This window comes from Kitasatospora sp. NPDC127035, from assembly GCF_042726075.1.
In the GTDB taxonomy this organism is placed as follows: domain Bacteria; phylum Actinomycetota; class Actinomycetes; order Streptomycetales; family Streptomycetaceae; genus Kitasatospora.
The window spans coordinates 73,237-87,690 of sequence record NZ_JBHXDN010000034.1; the positions used below are offsets into that span (position 1 = coordinate 73,237).

Annotated in this window: 12 protein-coding genes; 8 read left to right on the forward strand and 4 right to left on the reverse strand. The window is 70.9% G+C overall.

Translation table 11 applies throughout. The features are described 5' to 3' along the window. Nucleotides 1-368 precede the first annotated feature (368 nt). From rpsB to rlmN, 6 genes are all read left to right on the forward strand, one after another. Nucleotides 369-1,295: a 30S ribosomal protein S2 gene (gene rpsB, locus ACFWIC_RS23210; protein WP_355403503.1), complete on the forward strand. Its 927-nt coding sequence runs from the start codon at nt 369-371 to the stop codon at nt 1,293-1,295. Nucleotides 1,296-1,424: 129 nt separating this feature from the next. After that, on the forward strand, nt 1,425-2,264 hold the full coding sequence (tsf, locus tag ACFWIC_RS23215; RefSeq protein ID WP_329882894.1) for a translation elongation factor Ts: 840 nt from the start codon (nt 1,425-1,427) through the stop codon (nt 2,262-2,264). A 260-nt stretch (nt 2,265-2,524) separates the two neighbouring features. Then, complete coding sequence (pyrH, locus tag ACFWIC_RS23220; RefSeq protein WP_380363959.1) at nt 2,525-3,289, forward strand: UMP kinase; 765 nt, start codon at nt 2,525-2,527, stop codon at nt 3,287-3,289. A gap of 118 nt (nt 3,290-3,407) precedes the next feature. Continuing rightward, nucleotides 3,408-3,965 (forward strand): ribosome recycling factor, encoded by a 558-nt coding sequence (frr, locus tag ACFWIC_RS23225; protein WP_329882896.1) that lies wholly within the window; start codon nt 3,408-3,410, stop codon nt 3,963-3,965. 440 nt (nt 3,966-4,405) lie between these two features. Beyond that, a complete protein-coding gene (locus tag ACFWIC_RS23230) occupies nt 4,406-5,572 on the forward strand; it encodes a phosphatidate cytidylyltransferase (protein WP_380519905.1) in 1,167 nt (388 codons plus the stop codon). 154 nt (nt 5,573-5,726) lie between these two features. Continuing rightward, nucleotides 5,727-6,827 carry a 23S rRNA (adenine(2503)-C(2))-methyltransferase RlmN gene (rlmN, locus tag ACFWIC_RS23235; protein ID WP_329882898.1) on the forward strand — a complete coding sequence of 367 codons (1,101 nt, stop codon included), beginning with the start codon at nt 5,727-5,729 and terminating at the stop codon, nt 6,825-6,827. Nucleotides 6,828-6,851: 24 nt separating this feature from the next. Here rlmN and ACFWIC_RS23240 read toward each other — a convergent pair whose 3' ends face one another. The 4 genes from ACFWIC_RS23240 to ACFWIC_RS23255 all read right to left on the reverse strand — a co-directional run bounded on the left by ACFWIC_RS23240 (nt 6,852) and on the right by ACFWIC_RS23255 (nt 10,978). Next, entirely contained in the window at nt 6,852-8,003 is a 1,152-nt protein-coding gene (locus ACFWIC_RS23240) for a hypothetical protein (protein WP_380519906.1), read from the reverse strand. Nucleotides 8,004-8,057: 54 nt separating this feature from the next. Beyond that, complete coding sequence (locus tag ACFWIC_RS23245) at nt 8,058-8,825, reverse strand: ABC transporter ATP-binding protein (protein WP_329882900.1); 768 nt, start codon at nt 8,823-8,825, stop codon at nt 8,058-8,060. Between the two features lie 288 nt (nt 8,826-9,113). Further along, nucleotides 9,114-10,508, reverse strand: coding sequence for an aspartate aminotransferase family protein (locus ACFWIC_RS23250; protein ID WP_329882901.1), 1,395 nt, complete (start codon nt 10,506-10,508; stop codon nt 9,114-9,116). Then, nucleotides 10,505-10,978: an Lrp/AsnC family transcriptional regulator gene (locus tag ACFWIC_RS23255; RefSeq protein WP_030243538.1), complete on the reverse strand. Its 474-nt coding sequence runs from the start codon at nt 10,976-10,978 to the stop codon at nt 10,505-10,507. The genes ACFWIC_RS23250 and ACFWIC_RS23255 overlap by 4 nt, the downstream gene beginning before the upstream one ends. 297 nt (nt 10,979-11,275) lie before the next feature. On the opposite strand from ACFWIC_RS23255, the gene ACFWIC_RS23260 reads away from it, so the two are divergent. Further along, complete coding sequence (locus tag ACFWIC_RS23260; RefSeq protein ID WP_380519907.1) at nt 11,276-12,721, forward strand: gamma-aminobutyraldehyde dehydrogenase; 1,446 nt, start codon at nt 11,276-11,278, stop codon at nt 12,719-12,721. 173 nt (nt 12,722-12,894) lie between these two features. Beyond that, nucleotides 12,895-14,253 (forward strand): aspartate aminotransferase family protein, encoded by a 1,359-nt coding sequence (locus tag ACFWIC_RS23265; RefSeq protein WP_329951688.1) that lies wholly within the window; start codon nt 12,895-12,897, stop codon nt 14,251-14,253. Nucleotides 14,254-14,454: the final 201 nt, after the last annotated feature.

Below are 14,454 nucleotides of genomic sequence, written 5' to 3' on the forward strand. Positions count from 1 at the left end.
CGGCCCTGCCGGGGGGCGCCCGCCTGTCGTGGAGTCGCTCGGCGCTCGGCGCTTCCCGTACACTTCACACGCGACCCGGTCCGCCGGGTCGACTTCGCACGCCCCGCCACCGGTGGACAGAAGCGGCCCCGGCCGCCACCCTCCGCCAGGTGCGAGTGCCGCTCGGTCCGCCGAGCCCGGACGGTCCCAGGACCGCTCGGGTGGAAGCGGCTCGGCACGTTCGGGGCGTCAGGCGTGGCTGTCACCTGGCTGCCACGAACAAAACCGAGCCTGACCCGGCCGTTCGCAGACGCCGAGCGGGGAGCGCCACCGCGCCTACCGCCACGCAGCTGTGCCAGAGCCGGGCGCAACACCTGAGGAGCACGGCTATGGCCGTCGTCACGATGCGGGAGCTGCTTGAGAGCGGCGTCCACTTCGGTCACCAGACCCGCCGCTGGAACCCGAAGATGAAGCGCTTCATCATCACCGAGCGCAACGGCATCTACATCATCGACCTCCTGCAGTCGCTGAACTACATCGACCGCGCCTTCGAGTTCATCAAGGAGACCGTTGCCCACGGCGGCAGCGTCCTCTTCGTCGGCACGAAGAAGCAGGCCCAGGAGGCCATCGCCGAGCAGGCCACCCGCGTGGGCATGCCCTACGTGAACCAGCGCTGGCTCGGCGGCATGCTGACCAACTTCTCGACCGTCTACAAGCGCCTGCAGCGCCTCAAGGAGCTCGGCGAGCTGGACTTCTCGGACGTGGCCGGTTCCGGCCTCACCAAGAAGGAGCTCCTGGTCCTCCAGCGCGAGCACGACAAGCTGGAGAAGACCCTCGGCGGTATCCGTGACATGCAGCGCGTTCCCAGCGCTGTCTGGATCGTGGACACCAAGAAGGAGCACATCGCGGTCGGCGAGGCCCGGAAGCTCAACATCCCGGTCGTCGCCATCCTCGACACCAACTGCGACCCCGACGAGGTCGACTACAAGATCCCGGGCAACGACGACGCGATCCGCTCCGTCACCCTGCTGACCCGCGTGATCGCCGACGCCGTCGCCGAGGGCCTCAAGTCCCGCGCGGGTGTCGCCAAGGGCGACGTGAAGGCCGAGCCGGGCGCCGACCAGCCGCTGGCCGACTGGGAGAAGGACATCCTGGAGGGCGAGAAGAAGGCTGAGGAGGCTCCGGCCGCCGAGGCCGAGGCCACCGAGGCCCCCGCCGTCGAGGCCACCGAGGCTCCGGCCGCCGAGGCCGAGGTCACCGAGGCCCCCGAGGCCCCGGCCGCCGAGGTCACCGAGGCTCCGGCCGAGCAGGCCTGACGTACCAAGGGTGAGGGGCACCCACCGGTACGACACCGGTCGGTGCCCCTCTCTCCCGTGCCTGGGCCGAACCAGCGGCCCAGGCACAACCCCACGCAGACACGCGAGACGCGAGAAGAGATTCACACCATGGCGAACTTCACCGCCGCGGACGTCAAGAAGCTCCGTGAGCTCACCGGCGCCGGCATGATGGACTGCAAGAAGGCCCTGGACGAGGCCGAGGGCAACGTCGAGAAGGCCGTCGAGCTTCTGCGCATCAAGGGCCAGAAGGGCGTTGCCAAGCGCGAGGGCCGTGACGCCTCCAACGGCGCCGTCGCCGCGCTGATCGCCGACGACAAGAAGTCCGGCGTTCTGGTCGAGCTCAACTGCGAGACCGACTTCGTCGCCAAGGGTGACAACTTCGTGAAGGTCGCCGACGCGATCGCCACCCACGTCGCCAAGACCGCCCCGGCCGACCTGGACGCCGCTCTGGCCTCCGAGATCGAGGCCGGCAAGACCGTCCAGCAGTTCGTGGACGAGGCCAACGCGACCCTGGGTGAGAAGATCGTCTTCCGCCGCTTCGCGCAGTTCGACGGTGACGGCTTCGTCGCGGTCTACCTGCACAAGACCAGCCCCGACCTCCCGCCGGCCGTCGGCGTCCTGGTCGAGCTGGACAAGGAGAACGCCGAGGTCGCCAAGGACGTCGCGCAGCACATCGCCGCGTTCGCGCCGAAGTACCTCTCGCGCGAGGACATCCCGGCCGAGGACCTGGAGAACGAGCGCCGCGTCGCCGAGGCCACCGCCCGCGAGGAGGGCAAGCCGGAGGCCGCCCTGCCGAAGATCGTCGAGGGTCGCGTCACGGGCTTCGTGAAGGAGAACTCCGTCCTGGAGCAGGCCTTCGCGAAGGACAACAAGAAGTCCGTCGCCAAGGTCCTCGAGGAGAACGGCGTCGCCCTCAAGCGCTTCGCCCGCTTCCGCGTCGGCGCCTGAGCCACGTTCCACCGGACTCCCGGCGAGCTTAGGCTGGGAACCGCCCCCGCCCGCTGATCAGGGCGGGCGGGACGCGCCGAACGGGCTCACCCAGCGCCACATCCGTGGGCGGGCCGCGTCGGCAGCATGAACGACGAGGAGGCCATTGCCGTGCAGGACACCGAACCGGTTCCCGCGGCAGTGGCCTCCTCGCGTGTACGCGCAGGCCGGGGATCCGCACATCCACGCCTGTGAACCAGTAGGTGTAGAAGGAGAAGTCCATGCAGGAGACGCAGGAGACCGCGCAGGACACCCCGACCGGTTCGCGTCGCCGGGTGATGCTGAAGCTGTCCGGTGAGGCGTTCGCCGGTGGTGGCGGACTCGGCGTCGACCCCGACGTCGTGCACGCGATCGCCCGCGAGATCGCCACGGTCGTCCGCGCCGGCACCGAGGTCGCGGTGGTCATCGGCGGCGGTAACTTCTTCCGCGGCGCGGAGCTGCAGGTCCGCGGTATGGACCGGGCCCGCTCGGACTACATGGGCATGCTCGGCACGGTCATGAACTGCCTCGCGCTCCAGGACTTCCTGGTCAAGGAGGGCATCGAGACCCGGGTCCAGACCGCCATCACCATGGGCCAGGTCGCCGAACCGTACCTGCCCCTGCGCGCCGTCCGGCACCTGGAGAAGGGCCGTGTGGTGATCTTCGGCGCCGGTATGGGCATGCCGTACTTCTCCACCGACACCACCGCCGTCCAGCGGGCCCTGGAAATCCACGCCGACGTGCTGCTGATGGGCAAGAACGGTGTGGACGGCGTCTACGACTCCGACCCGCGGACCAACCCGGACGCGGTCAAGTTCGACGCGCTGGAGTACTCCGAGGTCATCACCCGCGACCTGAAGGTCGCCGACCTCACCGCGATCACGCTGTGCAAGGACAACAACCTCCCGATGCTGGTCTTCGAGCTGCTGGCGGAGGGCAATATCGCGCGTGCGGTGAAGAGTGAGAAGATCGGCACACTCATCAGCCAGGATTCTGTCCGGGCCTGAGCAGCAACCAGCCGTACGGGTCGGTGACGACCGGGCGTGGTCAGCGTGATCACCGCGTCCGGCCGTGACGCCGATACCGGTCGGGACAACCGCAGATCAACCGGACAGGGAGTACACAGTGATCGAAGAGACCCTCCTCGAGGCCGAGGAGAAGATGGAGAAGGCCGTCGTCGTCGCCAAGGACGACTTCGCCGCCATCCGTACGGGCCGCGCCCACCCGGCGATGTTCGCCAAGATCGTGGCCGAGTACTACGGTGCCGTGACGCCGATCAACCAGCTGGCCTCCTTCTCCGTGCCGGAGCCGCGGATGGCGGTCGTCTCGCCGTTCGACAAGACCGCGCTGAAGGCCATCGAGCAGGCGATCCGCGACTCCGACCTGGGCGTCAACCCGTCCAACGACGGTTCCATCATCCGGGTGGTGCTGCCCGAGCTCACCGAGGAGCGCCGCCGGGAGTTCATCAAGGTCGCCCGCGGCAAGGGCGAGGACGCCAAGGTCTCGATCCGCGCCGTGCGCCGCAAGGCCAAGGACGCCATCGACAAGCTGGTCAAGGACGGCGAGGTCGGCGAGGACGACGGTCGCCGCGGGGAGAAGGAGCTCGACGACACCACGGCCAAGTACGTGGCCGCCGTCGACGAGCTGCTGAAGCACAAGGAAGCCGAGCTGCTCGAAGTCTGATGAACGACGCCCCTGACGCCCCTGGCTATTGGGGCCCATCCGACCAGCAGTACCCGCCGTACCAGCCGCACCGGCCTGCGCAGACACCGAACGCGCCTGCGCAGGCCCCCGGTGCGGCGGCGCCCGGCACGCCGGCGCCCGCGCCCTACCGGGAGGCCCCGGGACAGCACGCGGCCCCGGCGCAGCCGCACGGACGGCACGGGGCACCGGAGCAGTACGGGGCCCCGGACGGGTTCGGGGCTTCCGAGCAGTACGGAGCCCCGGACCGGTACGGCAACCAGTACGGCACCCCGGAGCAGTACGGGGCCCCGGAACAGCAGGGCGTCCGAGGGCCGTACGACGGCCCGGGACGGCACGGCGCGGGTGACCCCGGCCACCGAACGGGTCACTCCCAGCAGTCTCCGGTGTACTGGGGCGCCGACGCGGAGGAGACTCAGGTCATGCCTCCCGTAGCGGCCGACGCGGGACCCCGGCCGGGAGCCCGGCCCGGGCCCGAACCCGCCGAGGGGCCGGTCCGGGAAGCCGGCCGGCTGAGCGGTCCGCTGTTCCGGGACGAGCAGCCCGGCCCGGCGGAGCCGGGTTCGTCGGAGACGGTCGTGCTGCGCGCGATCACCGACGACACCGCCCCCGCCCCCGGTGCCCGGCCGTACCAGGGCGCCGCGGCGTACCCGGTGCCCCCGGGTCACCCGGCGGCGCCTCACCCTGCGGCGGGGCAGCCCCACCCCGTGCCGTCGTTCCACCCAGGGCAGGAGACATCCGTGGCGCAGCCCGACCCGCAGCCGCAACAGCGCAAGCAGCGCGGTGGTCGCAATCTCCAGGCCGCGATAGGCGTGGGTGTCGGCCTCGGCGCGGTCATCGTCGCCTCGTTGTTCTTCGTCAAGGCCCTGTTCCTCGTCGTGGTGATCGCGGCGGTGTCGGTCGGCATCTGGGAGCTGACCAGCCGGCTGGCCGAGCGCAAGGAGATCAAGGCACCGCTCGTCCCGCTGGTCGCGGGTGGCATCGCGATGGTCGCCACCGGCTACTGGTCGGGGATCCAGTGGGCGGCCGCTTCGCTCGCGCTGACCGGACTGGCGGTGATGGTCTGGCGGATGGCCGAGCCGCCGGAGAACTACCTGCGGGACATAACGGCCGGCATCTTCACCGCCTTCTACGTCCCCTTCCTGGCCACCTTCGTGGCGATGATGCTGGCGGCCGACGACGGCCCGCAGCGGATCGTGCTCTTCCTGATCGTCACGGTCTGCAGTGACACCGGGGCCTACGCGGTGGGCTACAAGTTCGGCAGGACCAAGCTGGCGCCGACGATCAGCCCGGGCAAGACCCGTGAGGGCCTGGCCGGCGGTATCGGCCTGTCGATGCTGGCGGGCGCGCTGCTGATGCAGTTCGTGATCGACGGCGGCAGCTGGTGGCAGGGTCTGATCCTGGGCGGTTGCGCGGCGGTCACCGCGACCCTGGGTGACCTGGGCGAGTCGATGATCAAGCGCGACCTCGGCATCAAGGACATGGGCACGCTGCTGCCCGGTCACGGCGGCATCATGGACCGGCTGGACTCGCTGCTGCCGACCGCCCCGGTGGTCTGGCTGCTGCTGGCGGCCTTCGTCGGCAGCTGAGCCGCAGGCCGGAGGGACGGTGCCCGCAGGCCGGCCCCGGAGGCCGGACCAGGGCCGCGATCAGGGCCGCGATCAGGGCTTCGACCAGAGGTGTGAGCAGGGCCCCGGACGCCAGGCGTCCGGGGCCCGCGCCGTCTGCGACACTGGATGAACCATGCCTAAGCCCGGAGAACTCACCTTTGCCGCGCCGCGCGGCGCGAAGCCCCCGCGACACCTCGCCGACCTGAGCCCCACCGAGCGCAAGGAGGCCGTCGCCGAGCTGGGCGAGCAGCCGTTCCGCTCGAAGCAGCTCTCCAACCACTACTTCGGCCGGATGTCGAACGACCCGGCGAGCTGGACGGACATCCCCGCCGCCAGCCGGGAGAAGCTCACCGAGGCCCTGCTGCCCGAGCTCATGTCGGTGGTCCGCCACGTGTCCTGCGACGACGACACCACCCGCAAGACGCTCTGGAAGCTGTTCGACGGCACCCTCGTCGAGTCGGTGCTGATGCGCTACCCGGACCGGGTCACCATGTGCATCAGCTCGCAGGCCGGATGCGGCATGAACTGCCCGTTCTGCGCGACCGGACAGGCCGGGCTGACCCGGAACCTCTCCACCGCCGAGATCGTCGAGCAGATCGCCGCCGGGATGCGCGCGCTCAAGGACGGCGAGATCCCGGGCGGTGAGGCGCGGCTCTCCAACGTGGTCTTCATGGGCATGGGCGAGCCGCTCGCGAACTACAACCGCGTGCTGGCCTCGATCCGCCGTCTGACCGACCCGGCGCCGGACGGCTTCGGTCTCTCCCAGCGGGGCATCACGGTCTCCACCGTCGGGCTGGTCCCGGCGATGAACCGGCTGGCGGACGAAGGACTCAGCTGCCGCCTGGCGCTCTCGCTGCACGCCCCGGACGACGAGCTGCGCGACGAGCTGGTGCCGGTCAACACCCGGTGGAAGGTCGCCGAGGTGCTGGACGCGGCGTGGAACTACGCGGAGAAGTCCGGCCGCCGGATCTCCATCGAGTACGCGCTGATCAAGGACATCAACGACCAGGCGTGGCGGGCGGACCTGCTCGGCCGGCTGATCAAGAACCACCGGGTGCACGTCAACCTGATCCCGCTGAACCCGACCCCGGGCTCCAAGTGGACGGCCTCCCGGCCCGAGGACGAGCGCGAGTTCGTCCGGAGGCTGCAGTCCCACGGAGTGCCGACCACCGTCCGGGACACCCGCGGTCAGGAGATCGACGGCGCCTGCGGCCAGCTCGCCGCAGCAGGCTGAGCCGGAGCGATCCGAGCGGCGGGGTCAGCGCAGGCCGGCCGCGGCCAGCGCCGCGGTGGCCCCGCCGGTGACCAGCAGGACCGTGCCGACCATCAGTGTCCGCAGCGCGACCGCGCCGAACAGTATCCGGGGTGCGACGCCGAGCCGCAGCAGGGTCTCGGCGACCCCCCGGCGGGCGGTGCGCAGTTCGGCCAGCCGGGCCGCCACCGCGGCGACTGCGCAGCCCAGGACGAGAGCCGCCTCGATCGCGGGCAGGACGTCCGCGCTGCCCGGCTCGCCGATCCAGTAGCGGACGGTGGTGAGCACCACCGCGAGCACCAGGGTGAGTACCGCGAGCGGCGGACCGAGCCGGCGGGCCTGCGCGGTCAGGCCGCGCCCGGCGAGCAGGCGCAGCGGGGTGGGCCGGCCGAGTGCGAGCAGCCGGCCGGCCCATCCGAGCAGCGGCCCCGTGAGGAGGGCGAGGCCCAGGGCACCGGCGATCCAGCCGCCGAGGGCCGCGGTGCTGGTGGTGCCGAGCCCGGCCCGCAGGTGGATCGGGCGGCCGTCGGCGGCGGCGCCGGGCCGGAGGGCGATCAGTTCCAGGGCGAGGCCGATCACGGCGAGGCCGACCGGCAGGGCGAGCCGCCAGGGGCCGAACCCGGTCGGCTCGGGCCCGGGGCGGCCGGGCAGGGTCTCGGCGTGCGAGACCGCGCCGGCCGCCGCGATCCCGGCGGTGAGCGGGACGAGGGCGAGCAGGGTCACCGGCGCGGCGGCCGGGAGCGGTACGCCCATGCCGAGTTCGTCGGCGAGTGCCGGACCGGCGATGTCGTTGCGCAGGACCAGGAAGACCAGCAGGGTCAGGACGGAGCCGGCGCCGCAGGCGAGCGCGACCTCGCCGGCGATCAGGGCCCGGATCCGGGCGGACCCGGCGCCGGCGGCGGTGAGGCCGGTGATCCGTTCGGGCCACCGGGCCGGGACGGCGCGGGCGGCGACGGCGGCGAACCAGCCGACGGCGGCCAGTGGCGGCAGGCACCAGAGCAGCCGGGGGAGGGCGCCGGTGCCGCCGAGCGGCTCGCTCATCGCGCGGCCGAGGGCGCGCAGGAGGAAGGCGGCGACGACCGCGCCGGCCAGGGCGGTCAGCAGCCAGCGGCCGAGGTCGAGGGCCCGGTAGCCCCGGGCCAGACGGAGATAGAACACGTCGACTCTTTCAGCGGCAGGCGGCAGGCGGCAGGCGGCGGGCGATAGGCGTCGTCAGCGGCCGGTGGCGGGGACGGCGGAGGGCCCGGCGGCTCCGGTGCCTCCGGCGGCGACGGGGCCGCCGCGGGTGACGGGCGCGGCAGGGGCGGACGGCCGGCCGTCGACGAGCGCGACGGAACGGTCCGCGTACCGGACGAGCTCGGGGTCGTGGGTGGCCAGCACGAGGGTGAGCTGGTGCGAGCGGGCCGCGCTGGTCAGTATCCGCATGACCTGTTCGGCGGTCTCGCGGTGCAGCGGGGCGGTCGGGTCGTCGGCGAAGACGACCGGCGGCAGCGGGGCGAGCGCGCGGGCGACGGCGACCCGCTGCCGCTGGCCCTGCACCAGTCGATCCGGCCGGACCTTGGCGAGCTCGCCGATGTCGAGGCGCTCCAGCCACTCGTCGGCGGCGGTGTAGGCGGCCTTGCCGCCGGCCCCGGCGAGCAGCAGCGGCAGGGCGACGTTCTCACGGGCGGTCAGTTCGGGCACCAGGTGCGGTTCGGAGCCGACGAAGCCGAAGCGGTCGCGGCGGAGCCGTTCCCGGCCGGCCCGGCTCAGGGTGTGCACGGGGGAGCTGTTGAACCAGACCTCGCCCTCGTCGACCGGGAGGAGCGCGGAGAGACAGCCGAGCAGAGTGCTCTTGCCGGAGCCGCGCGGACCGGTGACGGCGAGCACCTCGCCCTCCCGCACACCGATCGAGACGCCGCGCAGCGCGGGGGTGCCGTGATGGGACTTGACGATCCCCCGGGCCCACAGCACGTCGTTGTCAGGAGGGGACGCTGACATGAGGTTCCATCCTGGGTGGCCGCAGGGATATGACAGTCGTCAGATTAGAACGATCGGGCCTGGGCGCGGGTGCGGCACACTGGCCCATCAGGGGCAAATCACCCGGAATCAGGCGTGTTTGATCGAAGAACCGGTCGTGAAAACCGTCGGGGACGGTCCGGAGGAACGGCGGGCGGGGGAGCAGGCGGGCGGTGGCCCGCGACCGGGTGCCGGGGGAAACGCCGCAGGGCGGCCCCGCGGGAAGCGGGACCGCCCTGCGGCGGAGGGTGGGGAAGGAGGCTCGGACCGTCAGATCTTCGCCCACGCGTCGGTGAGGCTGGTCCGCAGGATCTGCTCGATCTCGTCGAAGGTCGACTGGTCGGAGATCAGCGGCGGGGCCAGCTGGACGACCGGGTCGCCACGGTCGTCGGCGCGGCAGTACAGGCCGTTGTCGAAGAGCGCCTTCGACAGGAAGCCGTAGAGGACGCGCTCGACCTCGTCGTCGTTGAACGACTCCTTGGTGGCCTTGTCCTTCACGAGCTCGATGCCGTAGAAGTACCCGTTGCCGCGGACGTCGCCGACGATCGGCAGGTCGCGCAGCTTGTTCAGGGTGCCGAGGAAGTTCGCCTCGTTGTCGAGGACGTGCTGGTTCAGGCCCTCGCGCTCGAAGATGTCGAGGTTGGCCAGCGCCACCGCGGAGGAGACCGGGTGGCCACCGAAGGTGTAGCCGTGCAGGAAGGTGTTGTCACCCTTGTAGAACGGCTCGGCGAGGCGGTCCGAGATGATCGTGGCGCCGATCGGGGAGTACCCCGAGGTCATGCCCTTGGCGCAGGTGATCATGTCGGGCTGGTAGCCGAACTTGTCGGCGCCGAACATGGTGCCGAGGCGGCCGAAGGCGCAGATGACCTCGTCCGAGACCAGCAGCACGTCGTGGCGGTCGCAGATCTCGCGCAGGCGCTGGAAGTACCCGGGCGGCGGCGGGAAGCAGCCGCCGGCGTTCTGCACCGGCTCGACGAAGACGGCGGCGACGGTGTCGGCGCCCTCGTTGAGGATCGCGACCTCGATCTCGTCGGCGCACCAGCGGCCGTACGCCTCGGGGTCGACCGTGCCGTCGGGGCCGGCCAGGAAGGCCGGGGCGCGGTAGATGTTGGTGTTCGGGGCCTTGTGGGTGCCCGGCACCAGCGGCTCGAACGGGGCCTTCAGGCCCGGCAGGCCGGTGATGGAGAGGGCGCCCTGCGGGGTGCCGTGGTAGGCGACGGCGCGCGAGATGACCTTGTACTTGGTCGGCTTGCCGGTCAGCTTGAAGTACTGCTTGGCAAGCTTCCAGGCGGTCTCGACGGCCTCGCCGCCACCGGTGGAGAAGAAGACCTTGTTGAGGTCGCCCGGGGCGTAGTTGGCCAGGCGCTCGGCCAGCTCGACGGCCTTCGGGTGGGCGTAGCTCCACACCGGGAAGAAGGCGAGCTCCTTGGCCTGCTTGGCGGCGGCCTCGGCGAGCTCCTCACGGCCGTGGCCGGCCTGGACGACGAACAGGCCGGCGAGGCCGTCGAGGTACTTGCGGCCCTTGTCGTCCCAGACGTAGGTGCCCTCGCCCTTGACGATCGTCGGCACGGGAGAGTTCTCGTACGACGACATGCGGGTGAAGTGCATCCACAGGTGGTCGTAGGCGGTCTTGGAAAGGTCCTTCTGCGCCGGGTCGGCTGTCATCGGGTGCCCCAGGTGTAGGTCTGTTTCCGGAGCTTCAGGTAAACGAAGCTCTCGGTGCTCCGCACGCCGGGAAGCGCGCGGATGCGCTTGTTGATCAGTTCGAGCAGGTGCTCGTCGTCCTCGCAGACCAGTTCGGCCAGGAGATCGAACGAGCCTGCGGTGCAGACGACGTAGTCGACCTCGTCGAGGGCGGCCAACGCGTCGGCGACGGGTTCGATGTCGCCTTCGACCCGGATCCCGACCATCGCCTGGCGGGTGAAGCCGACGGTGAGCGGGTCCGTGACGGCGACGATCTGCATCACGCCCTGGTCGAGCAGCTTCTGGACGCGCTGTCGTACGGCCGCCTCGGACAGGCCGACGGCCTTGCCGATGGCGGCGTACGGGCGGCGCCCGTCCTCCTGGAGCTGCTCGATGATCGCCTTGGAGGCGGCGTCGAGGGGAACGCTGGCGTTCCGGTCGCGGTTGGCCACGCCGCAACTGTGCCTGATCAGGATCGTGTTCGCAAGCTCGAGATCTGCTGATTTCGTCGTGATCTTGGAAATTGGATGCGGATTTCATCGCACCCACGTGACCGATCTGTCGATACCGGCAGTCGAACGGTTAACCTGGCCCGGTACCCGCGTGGCTCCGCAGGGCCGCGCGAACTACCCCACCAGTGGACCGTGCCGCCGCCGGCCCGGCCACTCGGCGCCCTTCGTCGGCCGGACCGGTCGACGTACCATGGCGCCGGATTCTGCAACGCCGCAGGCCGAGACCGAGGAGAGACCGTGAGCGACCTTCGCACGCTGCGCAACTACATCAACGGTGAGTTCGTCGAGGCGGCGGACGGCCGCACGCTCGACATCGTCGACCCCACCACCGGCGAGGTCTACGCGACGTCCCCGCTGTCCGGTGCCTCCGACGTGGACTCCGCCATGGCCAGTGCCGCAGCCGCGTTCCCGCTCTGGCGCGACGCCACTCCGAGCACCCGGCAGAAGCTGCTGCTGAAGATCGCCGACGCGGTCGAGGCGCGTGCCGACGAGATCGTCGACGTCGAGTGTCGCAACACGGGCAAGCCGCGGTCGCTGACGCTCTCCGAGGAGATCGGCCCGATGGTCGACCAGATCCGGTTCTTCGCCGGTGCCGCCCGCCTGCTGGAGGGCAAGGCCGCCGGTGAGTACATGGACGGCATGACCTCGATCGTCCGCCGCGAGCCGGTCGGCGTCTGCGCCCAGGTGGCGCCGTGGAACTACCCGATGATGATGGCCGTCTGGAAGTTCGCCCCGGCCATCGCCGCCGGCAACACCGTGGTGCTGAAGCCCTCCGACACCACCCCCGCCTCCACGGTGCTGCTGGCCGAGATCATCGGCGGCGTCCTGAGGGACCTGGAGCTGCCGGCCGGCGTCTTCAACGTGATCTGCGGCGACCGGGAGACCGGCAAGGCCATGGTCGAGCACCCCACCCCGGCGATGGCCTCGATCACCGGCTCGGTGCGGGCCGGCATCTCGGTCGCCGAGTCCGCCTCCAAGGACGTCAAGCGCGTCCACCTGGAGCTGGGCGGCAAGGCCCCGGTCGTGGTCTTCGAGGACGCCGACATCGCCGAGGCGGTCGAGGGCATCTCCGTGGCGGGCTTCTTCAACGCCGGCCAGGACTGCACCGCCGCCACCCGCGTGCTGGTGCACGAGTCGATCCACGACGCGTTCGTCGAGGCGCTGGCCAAGGCCGCGGCCGAGACCAAGACCGGCGGCGTGGACGACGAGGACGTGCTCTACGGCCCGCTGAACAACGCCAACCAGCTGACGCAGGTCACCGGCTTCATCGAGCGCCTGCCGGAGCACGCCAAGGTCGAGGCCGGTGGCCACCGGGTCGGCGACAAGGGCTACTTCTACGCCCCGACCGTCGTCTCCGGGCTGAACCAGGACGACGAGATCATCCAGAACGAGGTCTTCGGCCCGGTCATCACCGTGCAGCGGTTCTCCGACGAGGACCAGGCCGTCGACTACGCCAACGGCGTCGAGTACGCGCTGGCCTCCTCGGTCTGGACCAAGGACCACGCCCGCGCGATGCGGATGTCCCGCCGGCTGGACTTCGGCTGCGTCTGGATCAACACCCACATCCCGCTGGTCGCCGAGATGCCGCACGGTGGTTTCAAGAAGTCCGGCTACGGCAAGGACCTCTCCTCCTACGGCTTCGAGGACTACACCCGCGTGAAGCACGTCATGACCGCGATCTAGCGGGTCGTGACGGTCGGGCACAGGATGCCTGCGATCTGATGTTCGGGTGATCCGACGATGGGCCCGGGTCCTTGAGACCCGGGCCCTGTGTCTTTGCACCCTGTCGGCCGTTCGGGTGACCGCCTGACAGGATGCGCCTGCACTTCGGCGGCCGGACTCCCTAGCCTTGCCGCATGAGCATCCCCACCGCCGACCCAGCCGCCGGCCAGGCCGTCAAGGCCGCCGACCGCGCGCACGTCTTCCACTCGTGGTCCGCCCAGGCCCTGATCGACCCCCTCGCGGTGGCCGGCGCCGAGGGCTCGTACTTCTGGGACTACGACGGAAACCGTTACCTCGACTTCTCCTCGCAGCTGGTGAACACCAACATCGGTCACCAGCACCCGAAGGTGGTCGCGGCGATCCAGGAGCAGGCGGCGAAGCTCTGCACCATCGCTCCCGGCTTCGCGGTGGAGTCCCGCAGCGAGGCCGCCCGGCTGATCGCCGAGCGGACCCCGGGCGACCTCGACCGGATCTTCTTCACCAACGGCGGCGCCGAGGCCAACGAGAACGCCATCCGGCTGGCCCGGCTGCACACCGGCCGTCAGAAGGTGCTCGCCACCTACCGCTCGTACCACGGCGCCACCGCCAACGCGATCGCCCTCACCGGCGACCCGCGCCGCTGGGCCAACGAGACCGGTGTCTCCGGCATCGTGCACTTCTGGGGGCCGTACGCCTACCGCTCCAACTTCCACGCCGAGAACGAGGCGCAGGAGTCCGAGCGCGCGCTGGCACACCTGGAGCAGGTGATCGCGTTCGAGGGCCCGGGCACCGTCGCGGCGATCATCCTGGAGACGGTGGTCGGCACCGCCGGCATCCTCGTCCCGCCGCCCGGCTACCTGGCCGGCGTCCGGGAGATCTGCGACCGCTACGGCATCGTCTTCATCCTGGACGAGGTGATGGCCGGCTTCGGCCGTACCGGTGCCTGGTTCGCCGCCGACCACTGGGACGTCACCCCGGACCTGCTCACCTTCGCCAAGGGCGTCAACTCGGGCTACGTCCCGCTCGGCGGCGTGGCGATCAGCGCGGAGATCGCCGCGACCTTCGCCGAGCGGCCGTTCCCCGGCGGGCTCACCTACTCCGGTCACCCGCTGGCCTGCGCCTCGGCGATCGCCACGATCAACGCGATGGCCGAGGAGGGCATCGTCGAGAACGCCCGGCACATCGGCGAGACCGTGATCGGCCCCGGCCTGCGCGAGCTGGCCGAGCGCCACCCCTCGATCGGCGAGGTGCGCGGGCTCGGCGTGTTCTGGGCGCTCGACCTGGTGAAGGACCGCGCCACCCGCGAGCCGCTGGTGCCGTACAACGCGGCCGGTGCGGCCAACGCGCCGATGGCCGAGCTGGCCGCCGCCTGCAAGCGGCGCGGGCTCTGGCCGTTCGTCAACATGAACCGCTTCCACGTCGTCCCCCCGTGCACGGTGACCGAGGAGGAGGCCAAGGCGGGTCTCGCGGTGCTCGACGAGGTGCTCTCGCTGACCGACGCGCACACCGTCTGACCCGTAGGGCGGCCGGCCGAGCCGCAGCCCGTTCGGCGGGGCGGCACCACGGCACACGGCAGCACCAGAACCGACCGGGCGGCCCCGGGTGCCCCCGCGCCCCGGGCCCCCCCCCCCCCCCGCGGCGCGCAGAAAAAAAAAAAAACGAGCCCACCAGACAAAAAAAAAAATCGTAAACCATCAAGAACATAAAAAAAAGTG

What these genes read in the sequence shown, in the direction of transcription:
- ACFWIC_RS23245 (WP_329882900.1), bottom strand. Translation starts at nt 8,825, where the DNA reads ATGTCAGCGTCCCCTCCTGACAACGACGTGCTGTGGGCCCGGGGGATC.
- ACFWIC_RS23265 (WP_329951688.1), top strand. Translation starts at nt 12,895, where the DNA reads ATGAGCATCCCCACCGCCGACCCAGCCGCCGGCCAGGCCGTCAAGGCC.
- ACFWIC_RS23250 (WP_329882901.1), bottom strand. Translation starts at nt 10,508, where the DNA reads ATGACAGCCGACCCGGCGCAGAAGGACCTTTCCAAGACCGCCTACGAC.
- rpsB (WP_355403503.1), top strand. Translation starts at nt 369, where the DNA reads ATGGCCGTCGTCACGATGCGGGAGCTGCTTGAGAGCGGCGTCCACTTC.
- pyrH (WP_380363959.1), top strand. Translation starts at nt 2,525, where the DNA reads ATGCAGGAGACGCAGGAGACCGCGCAGGACACCCCGACCGGTTCGCGT.
- ACFWIC_RS23230 (WP_380519905.1), top strand. Translation starts at nt 4,406, where the DNA reads ATGCCTCCCGTAGCGGCCGACGCGGGACCCCGGCCGGGAGCCCGGCCC.
- tsf (WP_329882894.1), top strand. Translation starts at nt 1,425, where the DNA reads ATGGCGAACTTCACCGCCGCGGACGTCAAGAAGCTCCGTGAGCTCACC.
- rlmN (WP_329882898.1), top strand. Translation starts at nt 5,727, where the DNA reads ATGCCTAAGCCCGGAGAACTCACCTTTGCCGCGCCGCGCGGCGCGAAG.